The following is a 20451-nucleotide window of genomic DNA, read 5'->3' as shown; positions in this document are numbered from 1 at the left end:
AAAAATAATGAATAATATCAGAAATTTTTTTTCTGATAGGCAGGTCTTAATTACTATGACAGAAAAACAGAAGCGATATGAAGCGCTGGTTCATATCTACCACAGTGAGCTTTTTCGCTTTGCATATTGGTTGTGTCGTGATCAAAGTGTTGCCGAAGACTTAGTGCAGGAAACCTTCCTGAGAGCTTGGCGTGCCTTGGATTCGCTTCAAGATCAGCACGCGGTTAAACCCTGGCTTTTAACCATACTAAGGCGCGAAAACGCCCGTCGTTTTGAGCGTAAACAATTTGACTACGCCGACGTTGAAAACGAGACGCTAGTAGATGAAAGAAGCACAACCTTAGACGCTGAAATGGAACAAACAGTGATCCAACGACAGATTGGAAAGTTAGCAGATGAATATCGAGAACCATTACTCTTACAAGTTGTAATGGGGTGTTCTGGCGATGAGATTGCCGAGATCCTCGATTTAAATAAAAATACCGTTATGACACGTCTTTTTCGTGCCAGAAACCAGCTTAAAGAGGCTTTAAGCAGTGATGATGACCAACTTAGAGGAGCATCAAAGTAATGGATGAACTCGAGTTTCGCCGCCGCATCCTCGCCGAACCAAGCACGATTGATAAGGACCTTGAAACGTTTGCCGAGCAGGACACAGAAAAACACGCATTTATTAATGATGTGCGAGCACTTGATGCTGAAATTCACAGCGCATTAAATGTACCCGTGCCCGAAAACCTTGCCGCACGCATTATTGAAAACACCTATGCCGCTGAGGAGCATCGTGCTGAAGAGCAAACGGCTGAGCAACCACTTGACACAATTATTGAGGCAAAATCTCGATTCGCCTTTAAGCGCCTTTATTTAGCCGCAGCAGCGTCGTTTTTGATTGCCGTAAGTATTTTCTTTGTCACCAACAAACAACATACTCTCTACAGTGTCGGTGAACATGCTTTTGCACATTTATACCATGAGATTGGATCGCTTGATAAACACGAGGCAATTGATCTTGCCTATGTGAACAAAAAGTTTGCCACGATCGGCGGACACTTAGATGAGCTACCAGGTAAAGTAACGTACCTTACGTTTTGTGATTTCCAAGGTAAAAAAGGCCTGCATTTAGTATTTGAATCTGATTTTGGCCCAATGACAGTCTTTATTGTCCCATCTGATGAACAGCCCTTTGGCACTGGCGCTGAAGATTTCAGCGACGAACGCTTTGCTGGACATATAAACCGAGGTGAGCGAGCAGATACAATACTCATTGCCAGTATCGGCGCACCGCTTGATAGCTATAACAGTATGCTCAACAGTGCCATTCGCTGGCTACATTAGCGAAACAGCAGATAGAAAAAAACCGCACGTCGTGCGGTTTTTTTTGACATACATTAATGTCTTATTTGCATACATCAGCAACTGCGTTAGCAAAGTAGTCAATGTTTGTATCACTGATACCAGCAACATTTACTCGGCTAGAGCCAACGATGTAGATTGAATAGTCTTTTTGTAAACGATCAATTTGCTCTTTATTGATGCCTAAGAAAGAGAACATCCCGTTTTGACGGTCAATAAATGAGAAATCTTGCGCAATGCCTTTCGCTGCGAGGCTTTCTTTAATTAGAGTACGTAAACCATTAATACGGTTACGCATTTCATCAAGCTCATCATGCCACATTTGTGTCAGTTCAGTGCTGCTTAAAATAGTGCTTACAATATCAGCACCGTGAGCAGGAGGCATTGAGTAAATACTACGCACAACGCTTAATAGCACAGAATTTGACACATCGGCCGTTGCTGCATCTTTGGCGATGATAGAACATGCACCAATACGCTCACGGTATAAGCCAAAGTTTTTCGAGCAAGAAGAACAAATGATCATCTCATCGACGGCTGCTGCTAACTTACGTAAGCCTGCAGCATCTTCTTCTAAGCTTGAACCAAACCCTTGGTAAGCGATATCGATAAGAGGTGTAAAACCAACTTCGACAGCAAGGTCTGCAACCGTGCTCCATTGTTCTGCATTTAAATCCATACCACTTGGGTTATGACAACATGCATGGAATAACACAACATCACCCTTTGGCACTTGCTTTAAGGTATTGATCATCTCATCGAATAACAGGTCTTTATTCTCGTAATCGTAATAAGGGTATTCTTTAACTGTTAAACCAGCCGCTTCAAATAGGCTAATGTGGTTTGCCCATGTTGGCGTTGTTACCCACACTGTCGCGTCTTTGTTACAACGCTTGATAAATTCAGCCGCAACGCGAAGCGCACCTGTACCACCGGGTGCTTGTGCTGTGCGTACACGGTTTGCTAATAGTGCTGGATGCTCGCCCAGTAATAAGTTTTCCATTTTTTGGCAGTAATCTAAGTTACCCGCCAAGCCAATGTACGATTTACTGGTTTCGTTTTCTAAACGAAACGCTTCCGCTTTTTTAACCGCTTTAAGTACAGGCGTATTGCCTTGCTCATCCTTATAAACACCGACACCCAAATCAATTTTATTTGGATTTGTGTCTTGTTTAAAGGCCGCCATTAGGCCAAGAATAGGGTCTGTTGGTAATGGTTTTAATTCTGAGAACATTGACTATCTCTTTTTATAGGGGTTAGCGTTGCCACTAGCTTAACATAAAAACCCAGCCTAATTACTAGTTAAATTAGACCAAGAGTTGAGGAATTTTGATACAGCAAGCCACCAGTAAAGCAAGGGTTTGCTTATCAAAGAAATCATTATTAAATGCTTCAGCATCAATAATACCTAAGCACTCATTTTGTTGTGAAAGTAGCGGCAAACATGTCTCTGCTTTCACGTTGGGATCACACGTATAATATTCACCCCCCTTGGCAAGGTAATCAGCAACATTGTTAATAACTCGGCCACGCTTAGATAACGCGACTTGCACATTGTTACTGCCTTTAGCAAAGGCCTCTGTTATAGGAAACAAAGGACGACTTGGGGCACCATGGTAAACTAATTTTAATAACTGCTTACCTTCATCCGTTGCTGTCGCTTGATAAATACCAAACCAGTCCACCTGAGTTTTTTCAACAACAAAATCAATAATTTGTTGTAGTTTTGCCAGCTTAGCAGTGTTCTCTGCGTTATTAGCGACAAAATCACTCAGCTTGAATGGCTCATCCTGTAAATAACCAAACAGACTACAGGCACCACCTTCACCTAATTCAGGAATTTGATACTGCCAGCGTACTTCAGGTAACTCTGCATCTGCTAGGTATTGTTCTAGATACGATAATTGCTCAGCAACAAGGTTTTCTGGTAAATCAAGCTGCGCAATTGATAAGTAAGTTGAAATCATTTAGCCATCCAAACATCTATAATGGCAGAATCATAACATGCGTTGTTAGTGTGAGCTAGTGCTTGATGAGGATAATTGATAACAAATTTCGACTTGGTTCCCAGCGGCATTAAATGAAATATGAGAGGCTATTTCACCTAGTAAACTTAACCCCCTACCATGCTCTCGCGTTAAGCTTTGATCTGAGGCATGTGCCTTAGCAAAGCCATTTCCAGAATCACACACCGTAAAATACAACGCTAAGTTATCTGGGCAATAACGAATATCAATAATAATTAAAGCGTCGCTTAGAGTGGCAAGTGCGGTGTCTCTTTCTTGGTAATAAACTAAAAAACCATCTTCTTGATTTTTAATCTCAGAATCTAAACCTAACACCCCATGATCTAAAGCATTATTGTATGCCTCAGACAATATTAAAAATATATTTGCGCGATGCGCGTTCAAGCCCGCTACTTGGGTGAGCACATCCACAACCTCTAACACCGGATCTGTGCTTTTTATTTGCTTTGAATTCAGGCTCAAAGAAAAGTTAAACGGTAAAGGAGAAAAAGGCTCTGCCGCTTGTTCTGGTTCAGGAACAGGTAAACAATTTAATAGCACTAAACTCAAATCGTCTTGTTGTTCGTTACCTTGCGCAAATTTATTTACCCGCTCTAACACCTGCGCTGTTGTAATGTTTTCTTTTGAACACAAGGCTTCTTTAAAACGCGTCTCGCTAAAAAAATCACCTTGGGGATTGGCCGTTTCAATAATGCCATCGGTAGCCATCACAACGCGTGAGGTTGGCTCGACTTCGATATGTATTAGGCCGCGTTCAAATTCATCTCCCTCAAGTATCCCCAATGCCATATGCTGGGACTCTAAGGTACGTGTAATTTCGCCTTTATCGTTAATGATATAGGTGTCAGGTAAGCCGCCAAGCCACGCAGATAAACTGCGTCCAGAATGGCTAAGCTCTAATATTGTCGCAGCACAGAACATGTGCCCAGGTAATAAATTAGCCAAAACAGCATTAATTTCAGCAGCAATATCACTCACTGACATGCCTTTACTCACCATGGTATAAAACACCCGTGATACTGGCAGTGCCCCAACTGCAGCCGCTAAGCCATGCCCGGTAAAATCCCCAAGCATGCAATATAAACTGCCTATGGGACTTTGCGCGACGAGGAACATGTCACCATTAAACATGGCAGCGGGTGAAAGATGAAAATCGAGGTGTTGCGTAAATAGCTTTTGATTTTCTAACGCATTATTAAAGATATGCTCAACGATTTCGTGTTCGCGTTCAACTTGATTTTGGTGATACTCAAGTTGTAAATTTTGTTCTCGCGCCTTTTGGCTTAAGTTTCTTATTCGGCTGTGCGCCTTAATTTTTGCGTTTAAAATCACTTCTTGAAACGGCTTATGAAGAAAATCATCTCCGCCTACCGCTAAACAACGTTCAAAACTGGCTTCGTCTTCAAGCGACGTAATAAAAATAATGGGGAGATAAACTTGGCTAAAACGCTCTTTTATTATTGCAGCTGTTTCAAAGCCATCCATAACCGGCATAATGACATCAAGTAGCACAATATCAATACTGTGCTCTGCCAGTAATTTTAGCGCCATCAAGCCATTTTCAGCGTTATAAACTCGATAGCCTTGTTGCTCTAACATCACGGTTAACATGCGACGATTTAGAGCAAGATCGTCAACAACCAGGATATTAAGCATTAATCAATGTCGAACTTTTTATCGAAACGAGAAATTTGCAGAATCTTTTTTAGCTGCGGCTGACAATTACTAATTTGAATATTATCAACTTTTCCCGTAAGGTTTTTTTTCATATTTAGTAACATACCCAGCGCAGAGCTATCCATGTAATCAGTTTCTCTTAAATCGATTACAATCTTATTTATGTTATCGCTTAAGTCAGCGTATGCCTGACGAAAAGATTGCACCAGATTAAAATCAAACTTTCCTTTGATTTGTACAGTTAAAATAGCGCCATCAGCAGAAGTGCTGCGCGTCAAACTCATAATAAACTCCTAATAAACAAATCTTTTCTAAGACATATCTAAATATAACTGCTTAGAAGAAATAAGCCAAAAATTAAAACACTTAAGAGGAAATTTGTTATCATTTAGGCAAGCTTTTATAACGAGTATCACTATGAGCGATAATAATCTAGTTTATTCAACAGCCACTGGACGCATTGAGCAACCTAAAGAAACAAAGCCTTTGCAAAGTAAGGTGTTTAAAGATGGCTTCCTTCGCATTGAACGTCAAACCAAAGGGCGTAAAGGCAAAGGTGTCATGCTTGTTGTTGGCATTGACGCTGAACAACATGATCTTAAAAAGCTCGCCAAAACCATTAAAAGTAAAATGGGCCAAGGCGGTGCAGTAAAAGACGGTATTATTGAGGTTCAAGGCGACGACCGAGAAAAGCTTAAAGCGATTCTCGAAGCGCTCAAATTTAAAGTTAAAATTGCAGGGGGCTAAAAAGCCCCCTTTTAATTAACGTCTTCTATATGGCTCAAGCGCTCAAAAAGTGCTGGCAGCTGCGCTTCGGACACCGGCTTACTGTAATAGTAACCCTGTACAATATAGCAGTTGTTGTTTTGTAAAAACTCAACTTGCTCTATCGTTTCGACACCTTCAGCAACAACATTAAGCTTTAACTTTTGCGCCATAGCAATAATCGCCGCGGTGATTTCCATGTCATTGGTATCCTCAGGGATATCTTTTACAAATGAGCGGTCGACTTTGAGAATATCAACAGGAAAACGTTTCAAGTAACTCAGCGATGAATAACCTGTGCCAAAATCGTCAATAGAGATTGATACGCCCAATGCTTTAAGCTGATGCAACTGCAAAATTGCCGCTTCAACATGCCCCATCAACATACTTTCAGTTAATTCTAAATGAAGTCGCTTAGGCTCAACCCCTGTTTGTTTAATGATCTTATCAAGTGTCGAAACCAAATTAGCGTCTTTAAACTGGCGTGCCGATAAGTTGATTGAAATATTATTTTTTAGGTTTTTACTCGCTAAGCGCGCAGCGAACTCACACGCTTCTTGAAGAACCCACGCCCCTAATTCAACAATTAAACCGGTTGCCTCTGCAATCGGAATAAACTTAGTCGGTGGGATCATGCCTTCTTTAGGGTGGAACCAACGAATAAGCGCTTCATAGCCAACCACTTGCTGATTTCGGCTATCAACTTGAGGTTGATAATAAACCTCAAACTGACGCTCACGAATGCCATTACGTAGCTCATTTTCAATGAACAACCGTTCATTCGCAGCGGCATTTAATTCTTGGCTGTAGAAGTGGAAAGTATTTCGTCCTTTTGCTTTCGCCTCATACATAGCCAAATCGGCATGTTTAAGTAACTGATCTTCTTCTTGGCTATCAAATGGTGCCATTGTAATGCCTATACTCGCACTGATGATCACTTCATTATTACCAAGTTTGATTGGCTCATTGAGCGTTCTTTGAATCGTATTTGCCACTTCCATTGCATGTGTTTGATGCTCAATACCACTTAACAGTACGGCAAATTCATCGCCCCCGAGTCGGGCAATCGTATCTTCTGTGCGTAAACGTTTTTTCAAACGGTTAGCCACTTCGACCAATAACTGATCACCAGCATCGTGACCTAAAGTGTCGTTAATTCGCTTAAATTCATCTAGGTCAAAATAAAATAACGCAAACGCATAATGCCCACGCTCTGCAAGCGCCATCGATTTACGTAGTTGCATTCTAAAGAACGTTCGGTTGGCAAGTCCGGTTAGTGTATCGAAATAAGCTAACTGCTCCATCTTACGTTGGCTTTCTTTTACAAACGAAATATCCTGCGCTGATGCAACATAACTGGTAATTTTTCCGCCATCTTCACGAATCGGCGAAATACTTAATGACACCCATACAGATTGGCGCTCATTGGCTTGTAACAGTGTATCGCCACGCCAATAATTTCGGCTTCTTAAATCAACATCTATGTCGTCAACCAAAATGGCCATTTCTTGCGATATGATGCTCATTAAAGGCGAGCCAATAAAGTAGCGCTCTTCAAACCCAGTCATCTCAACCATTTTCGGATTGACGTACTCAATTTCAAAATCTTGGTTGGTGATGACAACACCGGTTCCAGAGAATGCCACCGCTTTTGATAATCGGTTAGCCGCTTTTTCGGCAATTTCTTTTTCACTGATACGCTGATTTAATCCATCAATTAGCTTTCTGATTTCTATCGCCATATCTTTAAATGAGCCATTTAGGGTGCCAATCTCATCTTTATTTGCGTACGGAAACTCTGTTTGCAATTGCCCTTTGCCAAAGCTGACAACGGCATTAACTAACGAGTGGATACGGCGCAGAACAAGCTGGTAAAGCGCTTGATGTAACAACAGTGCGACTAAGATGGCATATAAAATAAACAGTCCAAAAAACTTAACTTTTAACTCTTCTAAGGCAGACAACGCCGAAGAACGCTTTTTATAAATACCAATGTACCAGTTAAGGCCTTCTACTTTACGAATATTGATAATGTGTGTTTCGCCGCCTTGCACAAATGAATTTGCAGATTCAGGTAATTTAGAACGAATAGTCTCTGAGACGAGCGTTTGTAAATCCGCATTAACAAAGTCTTTTGTCAGTAGTTTTTTACCTTCGCGGCCATATTCTTCTAATGTCGATTTATCTAAATCGGGATGCGCAAGTAACTGTCCTTTTGCATCAAACACAAATAAATGTTGCTCGCGATCACCAATTGGTAATTGAGCAAGTAAGGTTTCTAGCGCAATATCACTGCCTGTGACACCAAAAAATTCATTATTGTGGTAAACCGGAACCAATACACTCACCACCCATTTATGCCAAATGGTGTCGTAGTAAACTTTTGACCACACTGCTTCTCGGCTTGGGTTTAATGCTTCTTGTGCGTAGTTAAATGTTTCGCCTTTTGTAAAATCAAACTCAGCAGGTACATTGAGTGCCCAGTTTGGCGGCGCGATACGTATAAAGTTATCTTTACTGACTAAATAAAAATTAAAGAAATCTTGAATAAGTGTCGGTGACACTATTTTCCATAATGACTCGGAATCGTTAATCAGCCTTTTATAAAAAGCGGAATAGTTATCTTGAGGAATAAAAGCGGCGGAGAGTCCATCTGCAGACGTACTGCGTATGCTGCCATCAACAGCAAATTTAATATCGGCATTGTGATTACTTTGCAAGTGAGACTCGTTAAGTAATAACTGGCTAGTAACGACATTATTCGCTTGTTCAGCAATATTTGTTTTTGTTTTTATCAAGCCGTTAAATTGACGACTTAAGCGTTCACTCGAATGCTTTAAAAGTTCGTGTTCTTCAAAAACGAGCTGTTTTTCTTCTGATTTAAGCATTAATGCCGCTGCACAAATACCCGCAATTAAACAAATTGCAGAAATCAGCAGCGATAGCTTCATACTTAACGAATTCACACCAAAACGAGATGGCGGGCGTCGATACACCACAGGACTACCTTATTAATAATTGTTATTATTTATTATCCAAAAACAAATATACCAGATTCATTTTTAGATTTATAAATTTTTTATGAAGATTGATGAATTTTCATAACTAATCCATGTGTTTTGCAAATTCCTTCGATATGCTGTTGACTTTATAAACGACACTTCTTACATTAACTGGATGAAACACATTATTTCTCGCACTTATTTTTCGTTTTTTAGCTTCTTTAGATAGAGGAGGCTTAACTGTTTGCGAGATAAATTCACCGAATAGCTAAAGCCTCCCTCTTGGGAGGCTTTTTTGTTTGTGCACTGTTTTGGAATGAGGAAACCAACATGAGCAACGATGCATTAAATGCGTTACGACACGATATCAATGAAATAGATTCCGATTTATTAGTATTACTCGCAAAACGACGACGTATTAGTCACAGTGTTGTTGAATATAAAATTGCCAACAATAAACCCATTCGCGATGAAGCCCGCGAACAAGCATTGCTTGAAAAGCTAATAAGCTATGGAAAGTCGCTGGGGTTAGACGCCTACTACATCAATAATGTGTTCCAGACTATTTTGGAAGACTCCGTATTAAATCAACAGGCCATGTTACAAAAAAGTCTGAACCCAGATGCAATGAGCGAAACGCATCGTGTGGCATATTTAGGTGGTCAGGGCTCATACAGCCAATTAGCATGTCATAAATACTTTAGCCGCCGCCCGGGTAAAGTCATAGAAATAGGCTGCTCGAGCTTTGAGCAAATCACGGGGAAAGTTGAAAATGGCCAAGCCGACTTTGGCTTGTTGCCGATTGAAAACACAAGTTCGGGCAGTATCAATGAAGTCTTTGATTTATTACAACACGCCCAAGTTTCTATTGTAGGTGAAGTTACTCACAGTGTTGAGCATTGTTTACTTGCAATACCGGGCACTGAGCTTTCACACATCAATAAAATATATGCGCATCCACAACCTTTCGCACAGTGCAGTCGTTTTGTGCAAGGGCTCGGTGATATCCAACATGAAACCTGTGATTCGACATTTCACGCGCTACAATCCGCAGTTGAGAACCCGAATAGTGCGGCAATTGGCTCTGCTCAGGCGGGTAAAAATGTTGGCCTCGAGGTTGTTAAGTCTGGACTTGCAAACCAAAGTGAAAACCACAGCCGCTTTATTGTTGTTGCACGTAAACCATTGCAAGTCTCTAAACAAATCCCCACTAAAACAAGTTTGATTATGGCAACTAAACAGCAAGCAGGTTCGCTTGCAGATGCCTTGATGATATTTAAACACCATCAAATTAACCTTGTAAAACTAGAGTCTCGACCAGTGCCAGGAAATCCATGGGAAGAAGTGTTTTACGTTGATTTAGAAGCAAACCTAGATGATGCACATGTAAAACAAGCGCTAGAAGAGCTAAAAGAGCATACCCAATACACTCGCGTACTGGGTTGTTATCAAAGTGAATCTCTACAAGCTGTGAGTGTTTAACCTTCATTCATACACATTAAGTAAAGGAGCCGTTGGCTCCTTTACTATTTATCTGCGTTGTTTTTACGAATATTCATCGCAGGCACTTGCACCCTGTGCAGTCCCTAAGCATAATCTTGAAAACAATTAGAAATGAGATTTTTCATGAGTTGGTTAGCTGAGTTAGCAAACAAAAGAACCCCTTGGGTATTATTAGCCTTAACGGCACTCGCATTTGAAATAACAGCCCTGTTTTTTCAATATAGTATGGGTCTAGAACCCTGTATTATGTGCATATACCAACGCACAGCGATGCTTGGTCTCTTAGCCGCGAGTATCATTGGAGCAATAAACCCACACGCTGTAACCTGCCGATTAATCGCCTTTGCAACGTGGGGAGTCTCTGCCATTTGGGGCTACTTTATCGCAAAAGAGCACATTGCTATGCAAAACAACACAGATCCATTTGCATTTAGCTGTGCCATTGAGCCAAATTTCCCTAGTTTCATGCCCCTACATGAATGGATCCCGCACTTTTTCGCAGCAACAGGAGACTGTGGCAATATTGATTGGCAATTTGCGTCAATGAGTATGCCCGCATGGATGGAAGTCATCTTTGCCGCATATTCAATTGTTTTTGTCGGGGTTTTAGCAAGCCGCTTACTAGTCAAAAAGTCACTGTAATGATTTACTTTTTTAGCAGTCAAATTCCTGAATTAAAGACCTTTAAAGTAAGGCAGCGTCAGCAGATAATAGCAATTGCACTGAGCCACTTAAGCCCAATGCATAAAATCGTTTTATCTGTGTGCAAACTGGCATTTTTAGCGCCCTTGTTTCTAGGCCTTGCCTACTTTGAAGGTTGGATGCTTTTACCTTGGTTATTATTAGCGGGATTAAGCTACCCATTAATCACAACGCCGGTTGAAAATATGTTCGCTCAACCTCACCTGCGAAAAGCGATACAAGAGTTTAAACAGGGCGAATAGACGCCCTGTTTAAATTACTATTTAGTTAAAGCGAAATTTTTCCTTCTATTTTAGCGAACAATTTATCACCAATCCCCTTAACCTCTTTCAGTTGCTTAACTGATTTAAATGGGCCTTGATTCTTACGATGCTCAACAATGGCTTGAGCCTTCGATTTACCAATGCCAGGTAACTGAGAAAGTTGCTCTACAGTGGCTTTATTGATACTCACTTTTTGAATTTTTGTTTGCACTGACTCAGCTGGTTTTTCAGCGAGTGCCTGAGTCGCCGGCAGTAATGCAAGACTTGCTGCAAATAGTAAACTTGATAAAAACTTCATTGTTTCCTCCATGATGTCCTTACGTGGACTGTTAAATAGTCTCGTCACCGAACACTAATTCCATTACATTCGTCACTAATTTGGTGACAAACTAAATAAAGTCAATTTATGCCTTTTTGTCAAATTAATGTCATAAAAAATACACACACGCAGCTTGCAAATTCGGCCCCAAACGATTACTGTATATAAAAACAGTAATCAAAGTAGCGATTACACGCTGCAAATGCCACGCTTGAATGCAGGAGAAATCATGGCTGTTGTTGTTAAATATGTTGTAGAAAGAAACGGAGTCGAGCGCATGACGTTTACTACCAAAAAAGAAGCTGATGCGTACGATAAAATGCTCGACATCGCTGAGTCGTTAGAGCTCATGCTTGAGAAGGTAGATGTACCATTAAGTGAGCAACAAATTGAATCTCTAGCCCTTGAAATAGCAAAAGAAAAAGACCAATTTATGGCTGTACTAAAAGGCGCTAAAGAACTGCCTAGCAAACCGAAAAAAGCCAAATCAGCAGACACAGATAAAGTCGCTGATATAAAAGAAAAAGCAGCCAGTTAATATCCCTTACTTTAGCAGCGGATATTATTCATCAAAGTAACCGGTCACTCTTAAAGTAGAGTTAAAAAAATTAACACAAAAAAGGGCAACTTATGTTGCCCTTTTTAATTACATTCTAAAGAATGACACTTAGCGTCCTAAAGTGACGATTCAACTTCATCAAATAATTGTGTAATTTCTTGTTTTGGCTCTGATGTGTTCAAGCTAACGACCACAATGGCAATACTTGATAAGATAAAGCCCGGTACAATTTCATAAATAATGGCACTTAACTTTTCACCATCAATCGTAATCGGTGCATAAATCCAAAACAGCACTGTCGCAGCGCCCACAACCATTCCCGCTATTGCCCCTTGTAGGTTCATTCGTCTCCAATAAAGGCTAAGCAACACTAACGGTCCAAATGCCGCACCAAACCCTGCCCATGCATTGCTCACTAAATCTAATATAGAGTTATCACGGTCATAAGCTAAGTAGATAGCAAAAACGGCAACCAACATCACACTAACACGACCAATTAATACCAACTCTTTTTGAGACGCGTCGCGATTCAGGTAAATTTTATAAAAATCCTCAGTCAAAGAGCTCGAACACACTAATAACTGCGAAGAAATAGTACTCATAATCGCTGCTAAAATTGCGGCTAGGAGAAAACCTGCGATCAGTGGGTGGAAAATGAGTTCAGATAAAACTAAGAAAATTGTTTCTTTATCGTCGATTGGCATTTGGTTTTCAAGCATATAAGCCGCACCGAATAAACCAGTAAATACAGCACCAATTGCAGACAATGTCATCCAAGACATACCAATACGACGCATGGTAGGCATATCTTTAACAGAGCGCACTGACATAAAGCGGACAATAATATGTGGCTGACCAAAATAACCTAAGCCCCAAGCCATTGCCGAAATAATCGCAATTGTCGAGCCACCTGCAAACCAATCCATCATGTTAAGTGCATGAATTTCTGTTTCTTTGGGTGAGCTTAATAAGAGGTCATAGCGAGCATTAGCCAAGGTATCCATGAAAGGCTGATCAAGCATTGTAAAAGTCGCAATAGGCACAGCTAATAACGAAATAAACATAATACAGCCTTGCACAAAATCCGTTAAACTTACTGCAAGAAATCCACCAAACAAGGTATACACAACCACAACACCCGTGGTGATATAGAGCCCCATTTCGTAGCTCATATTAAATGAGTTTTCGAATAATTTACCACCGGCAACAACACCTGATGAGGTATAAAGAGTAAAGAAAACAATGATCACAATGGCAGAAATAACGCGAAGAATATTCTTATTATCATCGAATCGATTAGCGAAGTAGTCTGGGATAGTAATCGAGTCATTCGCCTTTTCGGTATACACACGTAATCGCGGCGCTACGAGGAAATAGTTTGCCCAAGCACCTAATACGAGCCCTATTGCAATCCAAACTTTACTTAAACCAAATAAATACATTGCACCTGGCAGACCCATTAACAGCCAACCACTCATGTCAGACGCACCTGCCGATAACGCAGCTACACTGGGTGATAAATTACGCCCACCTAGCATATAACCCGATACATCGTCAGTTGATTGCTTATAGGCATAAAGCCCTATTCCCAACATAACAATGAAGTACAATGCTAACGAAATTATCATTCCTGTTTCCAAATCAGCCTCCAAAAATTAATCAATGTAGGCTTCTAATCCAAATAATGACTCGCAAGTTACTTAGTTTTAAGACATTATTGGGATAAAAGCCGGTATCACACACGACTATATCATGCTTGTGCCCCACAACTCCAATTAAGCCGATGAGCTGTATAATTTACAATAACAACGGTTTGCTAACAATTTTTCTGATATTTAATTCAAGTTATAGAATTTAAGCACAATTTATCTTAGTCTTAAGGTCTTGAACAAGAGAATAAAATTACGTTTCCCGCATAAAATTTATTTAACTAATGCTATTTTAAGCTCAATGCAATATATTGCGGGAAGGAAATGAATTAACAGATGTGGACTTGCTTCAATTATGTATTTTTACGCTGCGCGCCAACCGATTTTAGATAAGGAAAAGAAACTCATAGGCTACGAGCTCCTCTTTCGGGATGGTGTAGATAATGTGTTTCCAGACATCGATGGCGATGAAGCAACTTCACGGCTTATTGAAGGGAGCCAGTTTAATTTCGGCTTAGAAGATTTAACCGACAATAAACCCGCTTTTATTAACTTTACTTTAGACACCTTACAAAAAGGCTATCCGCTGTTATTAGGTAAAGACCACGTTGTTGTCGAAATCCTTGAAACAATTCAACCGGGAAAACGCCTGCTTGCTTTAGTCAAAGATTTAAAAGAAAAAGGCTATACACTTGCCCTTGATGACTATATTCATCAACCTGTTTGGCGTCATTTTTATCCGTTTATCGATATTATTAAAATCGACTTTTTAAGCTCCGAGGCCGAGTCAATTAAAGAGGTAATTGAGGCAATAAAGCCTTTCCCTCATATAAAATTACTTGCTGAGAAAGTAGAAACCCACGAAAAATATCAACTTGCTCTCGACCTAGGGTTTAGTTATTTCCAAGGTTTCTTTTTTTCAAAACCTGAAATGGTACAAAGTAAAACGCTGCCTCCGTCAGAGATGGCACTTGCTGAGCTTTTATACGAAACATCGAGTGTTGATCTAAACCTTAAGAAAATCACTGAAGTCTTTGAGCGTGATGTTAATTTATCTTATAAATTATTACGTTACTCAAATTCAGCCGCGTTTAAACGCCGTGCAGAAATAAGCACTATTAAACAAGCACTTATTGTATTGGGAAGTGAAGAAATTAAACGCTTCTTATCGCTACTTTTTGCTGCACAAGTGGCTGCTGATAAGCCTGCAGAGCTTATTCGATTATCACTCACTCGTGCTCGATTTGCAGAGTTATTGGCAATCAGTCACGGAAAATTCCGTGATACAGGAATGGCATTTTTAACCGGTATGATGTCCTTAATGGACGCTATTTTAGATGAAGAGATGTCTAGCGTAATGAATAAGTTGCCGTTGGCAAACGACATTAAAGTTGCGCTTCTTAAAGACGAAGGCCTTTTAGCCAGTTATTTACGCTTGGTAAAACAATATGAGCAAGCTAATTGGCAAAACGCCAATGAAATACAGCAAGCACTTGGTCTGAAGCCTGAAGAAGTTCCCGATGCATACCATGACGCTGTTAACTGGGCGAATGAACAAATGGCTGTGTTTGGCGACTAATACCACCCCGCTTCATCTCCATAAAAAATGCCAGCATTCATGCTGGCATTTTTTATAGGATACTTTTTAAAGATTTTCTAAGAAGTCTTCATCAAAGTCATCAGGCTCTTTTTCGATGGGGGGATTGCCATCGTGAAGCTCATAGAGCTGGCGCTGAAAATAGACATCTTTTACGAAGATATACGGATCGAGCGACTCATTTAATAAACTTTCTTGGTTTATCAATGAGGCACGGGCCTCCACTGCTTTTAAAACAAAAACCAATACGGTTTGCGGCGTAGTCAGGGCTATTTCTGGTAATACGACGTTATCGACAACATCACCAGTTAAATTACGGGCTGTACTTGGTCCCATGCCTGGGATCATTAAGTAGGCACCATCACCAACTCCCCAAACACCCAGTGTTTGGCCAAAATCTTCATCCACTATCTCTAACCCCAGTGATGAAGCAACATCGAAGAGACCCAACAAACCGACCGTTGAATTGACTAAAAAGCGTGCCAGACTAATTCCCATATTACCAGGCTTGCCTTGAAGACCCGCATTTACCATGTCTGTTGGTGCAGTGATATTATCGGTAAAATTCACAATACTGCGTCTAACCGGCATAGGCGTAACGGCCACATAACCAACCGCTGCAGGGCGAAGAATGTACGCGTCGAGTACGTCCATATTAAAATCGTACATTGGACGGTTAAATGACTGTAACGGGTCACGCTCATCAACTTTTTCTTCAGGAATTTGTGCGCATCCTGCTAGCACTACAAAAAAGATAAAAAATATACTGTGCCTAAACATCGGCTATCCTTACGGTATTAACTCATTAATTAGCAACGCGTATTCTTTAACGTTTTTACGCTCTAAGACATCCGAATTACCTTCCAACTCGCCGCTAGAAGTTACCACAGTCTCATCTTTTGATAAACGCGCGGTTAAAATAATTTTATCGACACTCGATAAATTTAAACCATCAACCATGGCATTACTATCACTGAGGGTCACCTCAAGTGGAAAGCTATACTCGGTCATTTTCACAACAGCTAATGGCATTTGTGGACCACTGGCTGCTTTTGCGAAAATAAACAAAGTGCCATTTTCAGGTTGTTTATTGCTAAGTGATTCATCTAAATTGACCGTGATTTTAATCTCGCTGTTGCTATCATTGACTGCACCAGCGCTTGCGACTTGTTGCTCATTATTTAAATGTGCATCAATTTCAGCAATACGCTGTGCAATCATTGGATAACGGGGATCATTTTGCTCCATACTAGCAAGTAACACTTCGAATGCAGTTTTAGCTTGCAACCAATCCTTACGCTCATACGCAATAAGTGCTAACAATGAAATAGCATCGATATTGGTGGGCTCAGCCTTGAGCACGCGAGATAACATTGTTGCAGCACGTGACATGTTTGCGTCACTGCCTTCCATTAAAAGTACCTGAGAGTAACTGATCAGCACTTGTTTGTTATCAGGATTCATTTTCAACACTTTATCAAATGACTGCATCGCCATGTCGAACTCATTCAACGACATAGCAACACGTCCAAGCAGCATCCAAGCCACTTCATCGTCACCGCTTTGATCAAGCTTAGTACGCAGTGCTAACGCAAACGCTTGTAGCTCATTTGCTGTCAAAGGCTCACCACTTTGCATTACTGCACGCTCACCATATGACTTTAAGTTTGCCATGGCATCGTGCCAGCCTTTAATCTGTTGCTGACTGCCGGTGTAGCTGTAGAAAATAACCGTTAATGTAATTAAAAACACGGTTCCGGTTAGTGCAAAAATACGATTATTACCTTTACTATTCAGTGCTTTTTCTGGCGAAAGCTCGTTTAATAAACGACGCTTTAACTCAATAACCGATTCACTGTGCATATTTTTATCAATACGCTGGTTGTCTAAATCAGCTTTCAATTCTTCTAAACGTTGGTAATAAATTCGGATCAATTCCGAGTTTGCATTGTGATCAAGGCGTTGAATACGTTCGCGTTTAAAAAACGGCACCACAACAAACAGCAATGCAATCAGTGTGAGTAAAACAAAAGAAGCCCACATTAATGCCATTTAGTTTTGCTCCTGACGTTGATTTTGTTCAATTAACTTAGCGAGTAACGCTTCGTCTTCTGTTGTCCAAGTTTGTTTAACCGACGCTTTACGTTGACGCAAAACAATAAAGCCAAAACCCAGCACCACAATCAATACAGGTAACACCCACAACACTAAAGTTGCTGGTGTAACAGGTGGATCGTAGTGAACAAAATAGCCATAGCGATCAATCATGTAATCAATCACTTCCTCTTTGGTTTTGCCATCTTTAACGAGCGCCAACACTTTATCACGGAGATCCTTTGCCACAACGGCATCTGAATCGGCAATATTTTGATTTTGGCACTTAGGACAACGCAGCTCTTTCGTTAACTCACTAAAACGCGCTGCTTGTTCGTTATTATCAAATTGATATTTATCTTGCTCTGCAAAAGCACTCACCGTGATCAGCAAGCTTACTAAAAAAATCACCCACCTCATTGCTGTAGCTCCTGCATTAACGGTGCAAACTTAGCTCGCCATACACGCGGGTTAATATCGCCAGTATGGTGAAGTAAAATAGTACCTTGTTTATCAACTAAAAAGGTTTCGGGGGCACCCGATACACCTAAGTCGAGAGCCAAGGTGCGTTTTAAGTCTAAAATATTAAACTGGTATGGGTCGCCAGCACGATTGAGCATACTCGTGACATCGTCACGTAACGCATTAATATCAAATTGACCGTCAAAGTCAGGGTCATAACCTTGCTCATAGTACAAGCCGATAATTTTAACGCCTTGTTCTCTGAGCTCAGTTAAGTAGCCTAATTCAGCCAAACAGGTTGGGCACCATGTGCCCCATACGTTAAGAAGATACACTTCACCTTTTAAATCAGTGTCTGTCCAACGTTTAGACTCATCCATTAAATCAGGCAAATTAAAAGTAGGCATCGCTTGACCAATACGCCCTGTTTGCAATTCACGTGGATTAGCAAATAAGCCTTGGTACAAAAATACGCACAGTAAAACAAAAACCAGCAAAGGCGCTAATGCTAACAACTTTCGGTTCATGCTGCGGCCTCCCCATTCAATGATTTTTGACGGTAACGCTTATCGCCTAAGACTAAGAAACCCGCGAGTGAAATTAAAATACCACCAAGCCACATCCAACGAACAAACGGTTTGTGGTAAATACGCAACGACCACGCGCCTTGGCTAAGTTGCTCACCAAGCGCTAAATACAAGTCACGAGTAAACCCTGCATCAACCGCAGCTTCTGTCATAAATTGCATGCCAATGTCGTAACGACGCTTTTCTGCATGTAAGACGGTTACTTGCTTGTCGTTTTTAAACACGGTCACCACACCTGCATGACCACTGTAATTCGCACCACGGATTGCTTTAACACCGTCAAAACGGTACTGGTATTCATTAAGCGCGACTTTATCACCCGGCTTCATCGATACATCGCGCTCAACTGAGTACGCAGAGGTTAAGGTAACGCCTGCAATTACAAATGCTAAACCAACATGACCCAATACCATCGCCCAATAACTCAAACCTAGACGTTTAAAGCCCTCAGACAAGGTCGTGTGAATAGTCACTTTTGACACTAAATCGACAAACGTTGTGACAAAAATCCATATCGCCAGCGTTGTGGCTATAAACGTGATTGGCGCCACTACATCATAGCTTGAGTACAGCCATGCAGCAGTTGCAACAACACTGACTACTGCTGATAACGCAAGCTTATTTTGTAGCATTGACCACTTATTTTGTTTCCATCGTAGTAGCGGCCCAATTCCCATTAAAATAGCGAATGGAACAAGTAAAATAGCAAACATTTTGTTAAAGAATGGTTCACCAATAGAGATACTGCCTAAACCAAGCTCTTTATGGATCATAGGTAACAACGTACCTAACAGAACGATTAAAGTCGCTACAACGAGAAAGATATTATTAAGCCACAGTGCCACTTCGCGTGATGCAAACTTATAACGCCCTTCACTTTTCACTTGAGAAACGCGCAGTGCATACAGGCTCAACCCGCCACCAACAACAATCGCTAAAAAGGCCAATATGAACATACCGCGATTAGGGTCTGAGGCAAACGCATGCACAGAAACAATAATGCCTGAACGCACAATAAAGGTGCCTAATAGGCTCAATGAAAACGCAGCTATTGCCAGTAATACTGTCCACGACTTAAATACACCACGCTTTTCTGTGGTCGATAATGAATGCAATAACGCGGTGGCAACAAGCCACGGCATTAACGAGGCATTTTCCACTGGATCCCAGAACCACCAGCCACCCCAGCCTAGTTCTGAGTATGCCCACCAACTGCCGATAGTAATACCAAACGTTAAAAAGCCCCACGCTGTCATTGTCCAAGGTCGAGACCATTTTGCCCACGTATTATCAAGCTTGCCGGTAAGGAGTGCAGCAATCGCAAACGCGAATGACACTGATAAACCCACATAGCCCATGTAAAGTAATGGCGGGTGGATAATCATGCCAGGGTCTTGAAGAAGTGGATTCAAATCTCGCCCTTCAACAGGGAAATAAGGCAGTAATCGTTCAAATGGACTCGACATTAACAAGGTGTAAAGCATAAAGCCCACGCCTAAAAAGCCTAAAACACCCAGTACACGCGCACGTAATACCCAAGGCAATGATTTAGAACGCATTGCAACAACCGCAGTCCACCCTGCTTGCATCACTAACCACAACAAAATAGCGCCTTCATGGCCCCCCCACGTCGAGGTAATTTTGTAATACCAAGGTAAGGTGCTACTTGAGTGGTAGGCTACGTACGAAACGGTAAAATCATCAGTTAAACTGGCATAAATAAGCGCAGCAAAAGAGAGCAGTACAAACACAAACTGGCCCACTGCCAGTGAGGGCGCAGCACGCATCAGGCGTAAATTACCAGTATGAGCACCCCACAATGGAAAAATACACAATAAGACACTGAGCACCATGGCCAGTGTGAGTGAAAAATAACCGAGTTCTGGGATCAT

20 protein-coding genes are annotated in these 20451 nt (G+C 41.1%); 8 read left to right on the top strand and 12 right to left on the bottom strand.

Annotated features, from left to right (window positions below):
• The first annotated feature begins 7 nt into the window (after positions 1-7).
• Both BWD47_RS09610 and BWD47_RS09605 read left to right on the top strand, forming a co-directional pair.
• Positions 8-571, top strand: a complete 564-nt coding sequence (locus tag BWD47_RS09610; protein WP_074988664.1) for a sigma-70 family RNA polymerase sigma factor — start codon at positions 8-10, stop codon at positions 569-571.
• Positions 571-1335 carry a DUF3379 family protein gene (locus tag BWD47_RS09605; RefSeq protein WP_075593878.1) on the top strand — a complete coding sequence of 255 codons (765 nt, stop codon included), beginning with the start codon at positions 571-573 and terminating at the stop codon, positions 1333-1335. Before BWD47_RS09610 ends, BWD47_RS09605 begins: the two co-directional genes overlap by 1 nt.
• A gap of 61 nt (positions 1336-1396) precedes the next feature.
• On the opposite strand, the gene BWD47_RS09600 is transcribed toward BWD47_RS09605, so the two are convergent.
• From BWD47_RS09600 to BWD47_RS09585, 4 genes are all read right to left on the bottom strand, one after another.
• Positions 1397-2587, bottom strand: a complete 1191-nt coding sequence (locus tag BWD47_RS09600) for an amino acid aminotransferase (protein WP_036969996.1) — start codon at positions 2585-2587, stop codon at positions 1397-1399.
• 73 nt (positions 2588-2660) lie between these two features.
• Complete coding sequence (locus BWD47_RS09595; protein ID WP_036969998.1) at positions 2661-3320, bottom strand: GAF domain-containing protein; 660 nt, start codon at positions 3318-3320, stop codon at positions 2661-2663.
• 45 nt (positions 3321-3365) lie between these two features.
• A complete protein-coding gene (locus BWD47_RS09590; protein WP_065978766.1) occupies positions 3366-5036 on the bottom strand; it encodes a fused response regulator/phosphatase in 1671 nt (556 codons plus the stop codon).
• Positions 5036-5341, bottom strand: coding sequence for an STAS domain-containing protein (locus BWD47_RS09585; protein WP_036970002.1), 306 nt, complete (start codon positions 5339-5341; stop codon positions 5036-5038). Before BWD47_RS09585 ends, BWD47_RS09590 begins: the two co-directional genes overlap by 1 nt.
• 133 nt (positions 5342-5474) lie before the next feature.
• Between BWD47_RS09585 and BWD47_RS09580 the strand changes: the two genes are divergently transcribed.
• A complete protein-coding gene (locus BWD47_RS09580) occupies positions 5475-5804 on the top strand; it encodes a translation initiation factor (RefSeq protein WP_036970005.1) in 330 nt (109 codons plus the stop codon).
• An 11-nt stretch (positions 5805-5815) separates the two neighbouring features.
• On the opposite strand, the gene BWD47_RS09575 is transcribed toward BWD47_RS09580, so the two are convergent.
• Complete coding sequence (locus BWD47_RS09575) at positions 5816-8821, bottom strand: EAL domain-containing protein (protein WP_118844097.1); 3006 nt, start codon at positions 8819-8821, stop codon at positions 5816-5818.
• Between the two features lie 333 nt (positions 8822-9154).
• On the opposite strand from BWD47_RS09575, the gene BWD47_RS09570 reads away from it, so the two are divergent.
• From BWD47_RS09570 to BWD47_RS09560, 3 genes are all read left to right on the top strand, one after another.
• The gene (locus tag BWD47_RS09570) at positions 9155-10306 is read left to right on the top strand and encodes a chorismate mutase (protein WP_036970008.1); all 1152 of its coding nucleotides are present in this window, start codon (positions 9155-9157) and stop codon (positions 10304-10306) included.
• 144 nt (positions 10307-10450) lie between these two features.
• Positions 10451-10969, top strand: a complete 519-nt coding sequence (gene dsbB, locus BWD47_RS09565; RefSeq protein WP_075593877.1) for a disulfide bond formation protein DsbB — start codon at positions 10451-10453, stop codon at positions 10967-10969.
• Positions 10969-11271: a DUF6170 family protein gene (locus tag BWD47_RS09560; protein WP_036970014.1), complete on the top strand. Its 303-nt coding sequence runs from the start codon at positions 10969-10971 to the stop codon at positions 11269-11271. Before dsbB ends, BWD47_RS09560 begins: the two co-directional genes overlap by 1 nt.
• 25 nt (positions 11272-11296) lie before the next feature.
• Here the strand turns inward: BWD47_RS09560 and BWD47_RS09555 are convergent, their stop codons facing one another.
• On the bottom strand, positions 11297-11590 hold the full coding sequence (locus BWD47_RS09555) for a helix-hairpin-helix domain-containing protein (RefSeq protein WP_075593876.1): 294 nt from the start codon (positions 11588-11590) through the stop codon (positions 11297-11299).
• A gap of 250 nt (positions 11591-11840) precedes the next feature.
• Here BWD47_RS09555 and BWD47_RS09550 point away from each other — a divergent pair, with 250 nt between their 5' ends.
• Positions 11841-12149, top strand: coding sequence for a YebG family protein (locus BWD47_RS09550; RefSeq protein WP_074988669.1), 309 nt, complete (start codon positions 11841-11843; stop codon positions 12147-12149).
• Positions 12150-12286: 137 nt separating this feature from the next.
• On the opposite strand, the gene putP is transcribed toward BWD47_RS09550, so the two are convergent.
• Positions 12287-13798, bottom strand: coding sequence for a sodium/proline symporter PutP (gene putP, locus BWD47_RS09545; protein WP_065978762.1), 1512 nt, complete (start codon positions 13796-13798; stop codon positions 12287-12289).
• Positions 13799-14174: 376 nt separating this feature from the next.
• Between putP and BWD47_RS09540 the strand changes: the two genes are divergently transcribed.
• Positions 14175-15398, top strand: coding sequence for an EAL and HDOD domain-containing protein (locus tag BWD47_RS09540; protein ID WP_036970026.1), 1224 nt, complete (start codon positions 14175-14177; stop codon positions 15396-15398).
• Between the two features lie 66 nt (positions 15399-15464).
• Here BWD47_RS09540 and BWD47_RS09535 read toward each other — a convergent pair whose 3' ends face one another.
• From BWD47_RS09535 to BWD47_RS09515, 5 genes are read right to left on the bottom strand one after another with little or no spacing between them, the layout of a single operon-like run.
• Positions 15465-16196: a VacJ family lipoprotein gene (locus BWD47_RS09535; protein WP_036970030.1), complete on the bottom strand. Its 732-nt coding sequence runs from the start codon at positions 16194-16196 to the stop codon at positions 15465-15467.
• Positions 16197-16205: 9 nt separating this feature from the next.
• Positions 16206-17468: a c-type cytochrome biogenesis protein CcmI gene (gene ccmI / locus BWD47_RS09530; RefSeq protein ID WP_074988670.1), complete on the bottom strand. Its 1263-nt coding sequence runs from the start codon at positions 17466-17468 to the stop codon at positions 16206-16208.
• Positions 17469-17930, bottom strand: coding sequence for a cytochrome c-type biogenesis protein (locus tag BWD47_RS09525; protein ID WP_036970035.1), 462 nt, complete (start codon positions 17928-17930; stop codon positions 17469-17471).
• On the bottom strand, positions 17927-18499 hold the full coding sequence (locus BWD47_RS09520; protein ID WP_065978760.1) for a DsbE family thiol:disulfide interchange protein: 573 nt from the start codon (positions 18497-18499) through the stop codon (positions 17927-17929). Before BWD47_RS09520 ends, BWD47_RS09525 begins: the two co-directional genes overlap by 4 nt.
• Positions 18496-20451, bottom strand: coding sequence for a heme lyase CcmF/NrfE family subunit (locus tag BWD47_RS09515; protein ID WP_036970041.1), 1956 nt, complete (start codon positions 20449-20451; stop codon positions 18496-18498). The genes BWD47_RS09520 and BWD47_RS09515 overlap by 4 nt, the downstream gene beginning before the upstream one ends.

Source organism: Pseudoalteromonas sp. PAB 2.2, from assembly GCF_001938575.1.
Lineage (GTDB): Bacteria > Pseudomonadota > Gammaproteobacteria > Enterobacterales > Alteromonadaceae > Pseudoalteromonas > Pseudoalteromonas lipolytica.
The sequence above is the reverse complement of the archived record's forward strand: the minus strand, read 5'-3'. Positions and strand labels throughout refer to the sequence as shown.

Coding starts and splice junctions, on each gene's coding strand:
- BWD47_RS09610 (WP_074988664.1), top strand. CDS start 8: ATGAATAATATCAGAAATTTTTTTTCTGATAGGCAGGTCTTAATTACT.
- BWD47_RS09605 (WP_075593878.1), top strand. CDS start 571: ATGGATGAACTCGAGTTTCGCCGCCGCATCCTCGCCGAACCAAGCACG.
- BWD47_RS09600 (WP_036969996.1), bottom strand. CDS start 2,587: ATGTTCTCAGAATTAAAACCATTACCAACAGACCCTATTCTTGGCCTA.
- BWD47_RS09595 (WP_036969998.1), bottom strand. CDS start 3,320: ATGATTTCAACTTACTTATCAATTGCGCAGCTTGATTTACCAGAAAAC.
- BWD47_RS09590 (WP_065978766.1), bottom strand. CDS start 5,036: ATGCTTAATATCCTGGTTGTTGACGATCTTGCTCTAAATCGTCGCATG.
- BWD47_RS09585 (WP_036970002.1), bottom strand. CDS start 5,341: ATGAGTTTGACGCGCAGCACTTCTGCTGATGGCGCTATTTTAACTGTA.
- BWD47_RS09580 (WP_036970005.1), top strand. CDS start 5,475: ATGAGCGATAATAATCTAGTTTATTCAACAGCCACTGGACGCATTGAG.
- BWD47_RS09570 (WP_036970008.1), top strand. CDS start 9,155: ATGAGCAACGATGCATTAAATGCGTTACGACACGATATCAATGAAATA.
- dsbB (WP_075593877.1), top strand. CDS start 10,451: ATGAGTTGGTTAGCTGAGTTAGCAAACAAAAGAACCCCTTGGGTATTA.
- BWD47_RS09560 (WP_036970014.1), top strand. CDS start 10,969: ATGATTTACTTTTTTAGCAGTCAAATTCCTGAATTAAAGACCTTTAAA.
- BWD47_RS09555 (WP_075593876.1), bottom strand. CDS start 11,590: ATGAAGTTTTTATCAAGTTTACTATTTGCAGCAAGTCTTGCATTACTG.
- BWD47_RS09550 (WP_074988669.1), top strand. CDS start 11,841: ATGGCTGTTGTTGTTAAATATGTTGTAGAAAGAAACGGAGTCGAGCGC.
- putP (WP_065978762.1), bottom strand. CDS start 13,798: ATGATAATTTCGTTAGCATTGTACTTCATTGTTATGTTGGGAATAGGG.
- BWD47_RS09540 (WP_036970026.1), top strand. CDS start 14,175: ATGTATTTTTACGCTGCGCGCCAACCGATTTTAGATAAGGAAAAGAAA.
- BWD47_RS09535 (WP_036970030.1), bottom strand. CDS start 16,196: ATGTTTAGGCACAGTATATTTTTTATCTTTTTTGTAGTGCTAGCAGGA.
- ccmI (WP_074988670.1), bottom strand. CDS start 17,468: ATGGCATTAATGTGGGCTTCTTTTGTTTTACTCACACTGATTGCATTG.
- BWD47_RS09525 (WP_036970035.1), bottom strand. CDS start 17,930: ATGAGGTGGGTGATTTTTTTAGTAAGCTTGCTGATCACGGTGAGTGCT.
- BWD47_RS09520 (WP_065978760.1), bottom strand. CDS start 18,499: ATGAACCGAAAGTTGTTAGCATTAGCGCCTTTGCTGGTTTTTGTTTTA.
- BWD47_RS09515 (WP_036970041.1), bottom strand. CDS start 20,451: ATGATCCCAGAACTCGGTTATTTTTCACTCACACTGGCCATGGTGCTC.